The organism is Rhodopseudomonas sp. BR0C11 (genome assembly GCF_010820945.1).
In the GTDB taxonomy this organism is placed as follows: domain Bacteria; phylum Pseudomonadota; class Alphaproteobacteria; order Rhizobiales; family Xanthobacteraceae; genus Rhodopseudomonas; species Rhodopseudomonas palustris_H.
Window position 1 is genome coordinate 1 of the sequence record NZ_QTKI01000266.1, and the last position, 6,585, is coordinate 6,585.

The 6,585-nt window shown below is 65.9% G+C and carries 6 protein-coding genes and 1 riboswitch; of the genes, 2 read left to right on the top strand and 4 right to left on the bottom strand.

The window, feature by feature from the left end; translation table 11 throughout:
* The coding region (locus tag DYI24_RS18265) for a PQQ-dependent sugar dehydrogenase (RefSeq protein ID WP_164573309.1) at window positions 1-1,111 on the top strand (1,111 nt) is incomplete at its 5' end.
* 306 nt (window positions 1,112-1,417) lie between these two features.
* On the opposite strand, the gene DYI24_RS18270 is transcribed toward DYI24_RS18265, so the two are convergent.
* Window positions 1,418-2,524 carry a 2'-deoxycytidine 5'-triphosphate deaminase gene (locus DYI24_RS18270; RefSeq protein WP_107346300.1) on the bottom strand — a complete coding sequence of 369 codons (1,107 nt, stop codon included), beginning with the start codon at window positions 2,522-2,524 and terminating at the stop codon, window positions 1,418-1,420.
* Window positions 2,525-2,634: 110 nt separating this feature from the next.
* Window positions 2,635-2,714: riboswitch (SAM riboswitch) on the top strand.
* Window positions 2,715-2,788: 74 nt separating this feature from the next.
* On the opposite strand from DYI24_RS18270, the gene DYI24_RS18275 reads away from it, so the two are divergent.
* Entirely contained in the window at window positions 2,789-4,000 is a 1,212-nt protein-coding gene (locus DYI24_RS18275) for an O-succinylhomoserine sulfhydrylase (RefSeq protein WP_164573310.1), read from the top strand.
* Between the two features lie 145 nt (window positions 4,001-4,145).
* Here the strand turns inward: DYI24_RS18275 and DYI24_RS18280 are convergent, their stop codons facing one another.
* The 3 genes from DYI24_RS18280 to opgC all read right to left on the bottom strand — a co-directional run.
* Window positions 4,146-5,123, bottom strand: coding sequence for an SGNH/GDSL hydrolase family protein (locus tag DYI24_RS18280; protein ID WP_164573311.1), 978 nt, complete (start codon window positions 5,121-5,123; stop codon window positions 4,146-4,148).
* Window positions 5,123-5,902, bottom strand: coding sequence for an SGNH/GDSL hydrolase family protein (locus tag DYI24_RS18285; RefSeq protein ID WP_107346303.1), 780 nt, complete (start codon window positions 5,900-5,902; stop codon window positions 5,123-5,125). The genes DYI24_RS18280 and DYI24_RS18285 overlap by 1 nt, the downstream gene beginning before the upstream one ends.
* Window positions 5,899-6,585, bottom strand: a 687-nt coding sequence (opgC, locus tag DYI24_RS18290; RefSeq protein ID WP_164573312.1) for an OpgC domain-containing protein, incomplete at its 5' end; no start/stop codon positions are given. The genes DYI24_RS18285 and opgC, both read right to left, overlap by 4 nt.

The following is a 6,585-nucleotide window of genomic DNA, read 5'->3' on the forward strand; positions in this document are numbered from 1 at the left end:
GAGGGGGCTCGATCACCCGCGCACGATCCACGTGCTGCCGAACGGCGACGTGCTGGTGGCCGAAACCAACGCGCCGGAACGCCCCGAAGAGGGCAAGGGCCTCAAGCGCCGGGTCGCCGAGTACGTCATGGGGCAGGCCGGCGCCCGGACGCCGAGCGCCAACCGCATCACCCTGCTGCGTGATGCCGACGGCGACGGCGTCGCCGAGATCCGCGAGACGTTCCTCCAGGGTCTCAATTCGCCGTTCGGCATGGCGTTGGTCGGTAACGACTTCTACGTCGCCAACACGGATGCGATCGTGCGTTTCCCTTACAATCGGGGCGACACCCGGATCACCACAGCGGGCGAAAAGCTGGCCGATCTGCCGGCCGGCCCGCTCAATCATCACTGGACCAAGGATCTCGTCGCCAGCCCGGACGGCAGCAAGCTGTACGCGACCTCCGGCTCCAACAGCAACGTCGCCGAACACGGCATGGCGGTCGAGGAAAACCGCGCCGCCGTGATCGAGGTCGACCGGGAGAGCGGCGCGACGCGGCTGTTCGCGTCCGGCCTGCGCAACCCCAACGGTCCGGCTTTCCATCCCGAGACCGGCGAATTGTGGGTCGTCGTCAACGAGCGCGACGAGATCGGCAGCGACCTCGTGCCCGATTACATGACTTCGGTGAAGGACGGCGGATTCTACGGCTGGCCGTACAGCTACTTCGGCCAGCACGTCGATGACCGCGTCAAGCCGCCGCGGCCAGATCTGGTCGAGAAAGCGATCGTGCCGGACTACGCACTGGGCAACCACACGGCCTCGCTCGGGCTTGCCTTCAACACCAGCGATCTGTTTCCCGACGCGATGAAGGGCGGTGCTTTCGTCGGCCAGCACGGCTCGTGGAATCGCAAGCCGCACTCCGGCTACAAGGTGATCTTCATCCCGTTCGAAGGCGGCAAACCGTCCGGGCCGCCGCCCGACGTTCTGGCCGGCTTCCTCAACGCCGACGAACAGGCGCAGGGCCGCCCGGTCGGTGTCGCGCTGGACCAGCGCGGCGCGCTGCTGGTCGCCGACGACGTCGGCAACGCGATCTGGCGGGTGACCCCGGCGGGTACTGAGGCAGCGTCCAATTGAACGGCCGCAAATCGACTGGAGCGGGTTCGATCGCGGTCATTCGGAGAGACTGGAGTCCTGCGCGACCAATCGTGGACGCTACCGAAACTGGAGGCCGTCATACACCTCGGCCAAGGACAACCGCACTTGCAGCTCGGTAATTCAATTCTGCGCAGAGGCCTTCAGAACCTCGTTGCTCCACTGCCGGTCCTCGCCCCGGATATAAGAGATGCGCACTCGCCATCTCGTTGTCGATCAGCAGAATATACTCGAGGCACGCAAGTGATTGGTACGCCGCAAGCTTGACGGCAACGTCGATAGTCCGCCTCACGCCTTGAAGTGCTTGCTCAGCTTCAGGCCCTGGGCCTGGTAGTTCGAGCCGATGCGCTGGCCGTACATCGCGTCGGGGCGCGACAGCATCTTTTCGTAGATCAGGCGGCCGACGATCTGGCCGTGCTCGAGAATGAACGGCACTTCGCGCGAGCGCACTTCCAGCACCGCGCGGGCACCGGAGCCGCCGGCGCCTTCGTAACCGAAGCCGGGATCGAAGAAGCCCGCATAGTGCACGCGGAATTCGCCGACCAAGGGATCGAACGGCACCATCTCGGCGGCGTAGTCCGGCGGGACCTGCACGGCTTCCTTCGAAGCCAGGATGTAGAATTCGCCGGGATCGAGGATCAGCGTGCCGTCGGGGCGGGCCGCGATCGGCTCCCAGAACTCACCGACCGCATAGCCGCCGCGGCGGTCGATATCGACGACGCCGGTGTGGCGCTTGGCGCGATAGCCGACGAAACCGTCGGAATTCTCGCCCGAGAGGTCGACGCTGAGCGCGACGCCGCCGGTGAGATCCGCATCGTCGGCATCGACCAGCCGCTCGGCATCGTGCAGCGCGTCGAGTTCATCCTGCTCCAGCGTGGCCTGACCGACGCGGAAGCGGACCTGCGACAGCCGCGAGCCTTCGCGCAGCAGCACCGGGAAGGTCTTCGGGCTGATCTCGGCGTAGAGCGGCCCGTGATAGCCGGCGCCGATCATGTCGAAGCGGCGGGTGCCGTCGGCGATCACACGGGTGAACACGTCGAGGCGGCCGGTCGAGCTCTTCGGATTGGCGGCCGCCACGATGTGGCGCGGCATCGCCAGGCTTTCGAGCAGCGGCACGATATAGACGCAGTTGGTTTCCAGCACGGCGCCGTCCGACAGGTCGATCTCGTGCAGCTTCAGCTCGTCGATCCGCTCCGCCACGGTGCAGTCCGGCCCCGGCAGGAAGCTGGCGCGGACCCGGTAGGCAATCGGCCCGAGTCGCAGGTCGAGGCTGGCCGGCTGGATCTGGCTCTCGACGAACGGATAGTCCGGCAGGATCAGGCCCGACTCCGTCATCGCCGCGATCATGCGGTCGGGCAGAATTCCGTTGGCGTCGGGCGGCAGGGTGAACGGCACGGTGTCGGTCCTTCGGAGCGCAAGCCATGCCCTCCGGGAAACTCAGATACGAGCCTCAACCGCTAGCCGAAGCCCGGCTTGACGGGAAGAGTACGGAGGATTAAGAGCCCGACTTATCCCGTGGTGATTTGAGCCGGCCGGCTTGCAGCCACGTTAAACAAGTCGCTAAACAGGCCGGGGACGTTGTGGTCCCGGCCCGAGGGTTGAGCCCCAGGCCGGTTTTTTTGTGCCCGCTTCGTCCGATGTGGGCACGCTGGAGACCACATGTCCGAGTCCAAACCGACCATTCCCGTTCCCGCCACGGCCCATTTCCGCCGCGAGACCCGCCTGGTGCATTCCGGCAGCTTGCGCTCGCAATTCGGTGAGACGTCCGAGGCGTTGTTCCTGACCCAGGGTTTCGTCTACGACAGCGCCGAGCAGTGCGAAGCGCGCTTCACCGGCGACGACGCCGGCTTCCAATATTCGCGGTTCTCGAACCCGACCGTGTTCAGCTTCGAGCAGCGGATGGCGGAGTTCGAAGGCGCCGAAGCAGCACGTTCGACCGCCACCGGCATGGCGGCGGTGACCGCCGCGATGCTGGCGCCGCTGCGCGCGGGCGATCACGTCGTCGCCTCCAAGGCGATGTTCGGCTCGTGCCGCTATGTCGTCGAAGACCTGCTGCCGCGCTACGGCATCGAGTCGACGCTGGTCGACGGCCTCGATCTCGACCAGTGGCAGCGCGCGGTCAGGCCGAACACCAAGACGTTCTTCCTGGAGAGCCCGACCAACCCGACCCTCGACGTGCTCGACATCGGCGCGATCGCCGAGATCGCGCATGCGGCCGGCGCACGGCTCGTGGTCGACAACGTGTTCGCGACGCCGATCTGGCAGAGCCCGCTGCAGCTCGGTGCCGACGTCGTGGTTTACTCCGCCACCAAGCACATCGACGGCCAGGGCCGCTGTCTCGGCGGCGTGGTGCTGTCGTCGCAGGCGTTCATCGAAGAACACATCCAGATGTATCTGCGCCAGACCGGCCCGTCGCTGTCGCCGTTCAACGCCTGGGTGCTGCTGAAGGGCCTGGAAACGCTGGCGGTCCGGGTCGAGAAGCAGACCTCCAATGCGGCCGCGATCGCCGATGCGCTGGCCGGCCACCCGAAGGTGCCGCGCCTGGTGTATCCGGGCCGCGCCGATCACCCGCAGGCCGCCACGGTGAAAAAGCAGATGGGCGCCGGCTCGACCCTGGTCGGCTTCGAAGTGAAGGGCGGCAAGGCCGAAGCCTTCCGCTTCCTCAACGCGCTAAAGCTGGTGAAGATCAGCAACAATCTCGGCGACGCCAAGAGCCTCGTCACCCACCCGGCCACGACGACGCATCAGCGCCTCAAGCCTGAAGCGCGCGCCGAACTCGGCATCAGCGAAGGCTTCATCCGGCTGTCGGCGGGCCTCGAGCACAAGGACGATCTGATCGAAGATCTGCTCGCCGCTCTCGACAAGGTGTGAGCGAGCCGCCGTATCGGCAGCGAGCGCGAAGTATCGGGCGACGCACAGCGTCGTCCGGGACTGTTTCAGTAACGTCGTGACCTGCAGTTACGTGACGTCGATCAGGTGATTGCGCGCGCGATGACCGCAGTCATCGCGTCGTTCGTTACATCGGCCGGAATGCCGTGACGTCGCTCGGACCAGCGGTGCCGAGACGAACCTGATCGACCGAGCGGATGATGCCGTCGCCGAGCAGCTGCGCGAAGCAGGCGTAGCCCCAATCGTTCATGTGCAGCCCGTCGGCGATGACGAACTTGTCGAACGGGATGGCCTGCTGCTCGTGCCATTCCTTCATCACTTCGAACCGCGGGAAGATGCCGACGCGGCGCAACTCGGCGAGCCGGCCGAGCGCCTTGATCATCTTGCCGGCGTTCTCGCCGCGCTCGTTGACGCGCGGCACGTATTGCGGATCGACCAGCACGATATCGGCGCCGGCGGACTGGATCGCCTTGATGCCGTCGTCGACCAGCTTGCCGGTGTCGGCCGGATCGAGATTGCGCAGGATCGCGTTGGTGCCGACCTGCCAGATCACCAGATCGGGCTTGGCATCCAGCACCGTCGACTTCAGCCGCCGCATCATTTCGGGCGCGTCTTCGCCGCCCTTGCCGCTGTTGACCACGGTGATGTCGGAGGCCGGGTAATGGCGGCGGAGCTGCGCCGCCAGCCGGTTCGGATAATTGAAGGCCGGCGACGTCGAACCGTAGCCCTGGGTGGAGGACGAGCCGAACGCCACGATCACCACCGGGCGGTGATCGGCCAGCTTGCGCGCCACCCGCGGCAAAGCTCCGATCGACTTGGCGCCGCCCTTCGGCGGCAGGCAGGGCACGCGGCCGAGGATGTCGCCGGCCTGCTTGGCGACATCTTTAATCTTGTCGAGCGCGGCGCCCGCGACGGTTTTCTTGCGCTCGAGCGTAGAAACATCAACCTCGCCCTCGCCGGGCGCCACGATCGGCGCCGCCTCGGCGGCTGGCGTGACAGGCTCCGATGGGGTCTGCGCGAAGCTTTGCGGAGGAGCGATCAGGAGGGACGCCGTCGCCAAAAACGCCGCGACGGCGGCCGATCTCAAAGGGCCGGAAACTCTCATTAACGCTGGGTCCTTGCCTCCGCCGGATCGGTCTGCGCAGCCTCGATGACGAATGCCATCAGCGCGCGCGCCAGGCAATTGTGCACGCGCAGCGCCAGATCAATCCCCGGCGCCGGGCTGAACAGATCGAATTCGCCCGTCTCGTTCCAGTGGCGCATCAGAGAGAAGCGGTCGAACAGCGGGACGTCGTGTTCCTGCGCCACCACCCGCATCGCGTCGAGATATGGCGCCGGATTGATCATGGTCTCGGTGCGGGGACTATACTGCAAATTCATCAAGATGATGTCAGAGCCGGCCTGCTTCACCGCATCGATGCCCTGCCCCAACGCGGTGCGGAAATCGTCCGGGTCGATCGAGCGGATCGCGTCGAACGTGCCGGTCTGCCAGATCACCAGCACCGGCTTGCGTTCGGCGACCAGCGCCGCCAGCCCAGTGGCAATGTCGGCGGCGGTGCGCTTCGGCCGCATCTCGACCATCACGTTGATCGTCACGCCCGGGAAACGGTCGCGCAGCAGGGTCTGCAACCGGCCGGGATAGGAGCTGTTTTCGGCCGACAGGATGGTGGAGGAGCGGCTGCCGACCACCAGGATGTCGAGCTTGTGGGTGGTCTTCAGCGCAGCGGCAACGCCCTTCAGCTTGGCTTCGCTGGCCAGCAGATAGGCTGGCGGAACACAGGTGGGAGCATCCTCGGCGACGGCTGCGCGGGGCGACAAGCCGACCGCCGTGAGCAGCGCCACGGCCACCATCCACTTCAAGCCGGCCATCGCCACGGCCTTCATGCTGCATCGCCTCCCGCGAGGTCGGCGTCCGGTGGTGTCCGCGACCCGGCCTTGCTCGCCACATTCTTGTACCACGAGAAGAGCCACGCAGCGGCAGACATGATGCAAATCCCTGTCACACTGACGAAGAAATGCAGCACCGCGCCGCCGGAGACTTCCGCCAGGATGAAATAGCCGGCGAAAGCGAGAAAGATGCCAATGCAGAAGATCTCGAGCGAGTGCTGGCCGCACAGGATCAAGGGCCGCAACCAGGGCGAGCTTAAGGCCGGCCAGTCGCGCGGAATGAACCGCACCGTCAGGGCCGCCAGCGCCAGGAAGTGCGCGAAACGCAACACGTCGAGGTTCGGCTTGTCGATCGGGTACATCCACTGCTCGAGCCATTTCGGCAGGGTGTGGAACAATTGCGGCGTGTACCAGGTCAGCGTGACGTAGAACGCCGCCACCAGATAAGCAGCCGCCAGCCAAAGCGTGACTCTCGACGCCAGCACCCGCGACAGCCGCTTGGCGCCGCCCATCGCGCACCAGGCGCCGAACACGAACAGCAGCTGCCAGGCGTACGGATTGAACACCCAGGCACCGCTCGGATACGCGGTCAGATGCAGGTCGAACTGCCAGGTCGCGGCATAAAGCAGCGTCGCCAGCCCTAGCGTGACGTCCGGCCAACGCCGCATCAGCCACAGGAT

Coding starts and splice junctions, on each gene's coding strand:
- DYI24_RS18275 (WP_164573310.1), top strand. CDS start 2,789: ATGTCCGAGTCCAAACCGACCATTCCCGTTCCCGCCACGGCCCATTTC.
- DYI24_RS18280 (WP_164573311.1), bottom strand. CDS start 5,123: ATGAGAGTTTCCGGCCCTTTGAGATCGGCCGCCGTCGCGGCGTTTTTG.
- DYI24_RS18285 (WP_107346303.1), bottom strand. CDS start 5,902: ATGAAGGCCGTGGCGATGGCCGGCTTGAAGTGGATGGTGGCCGTGGCG.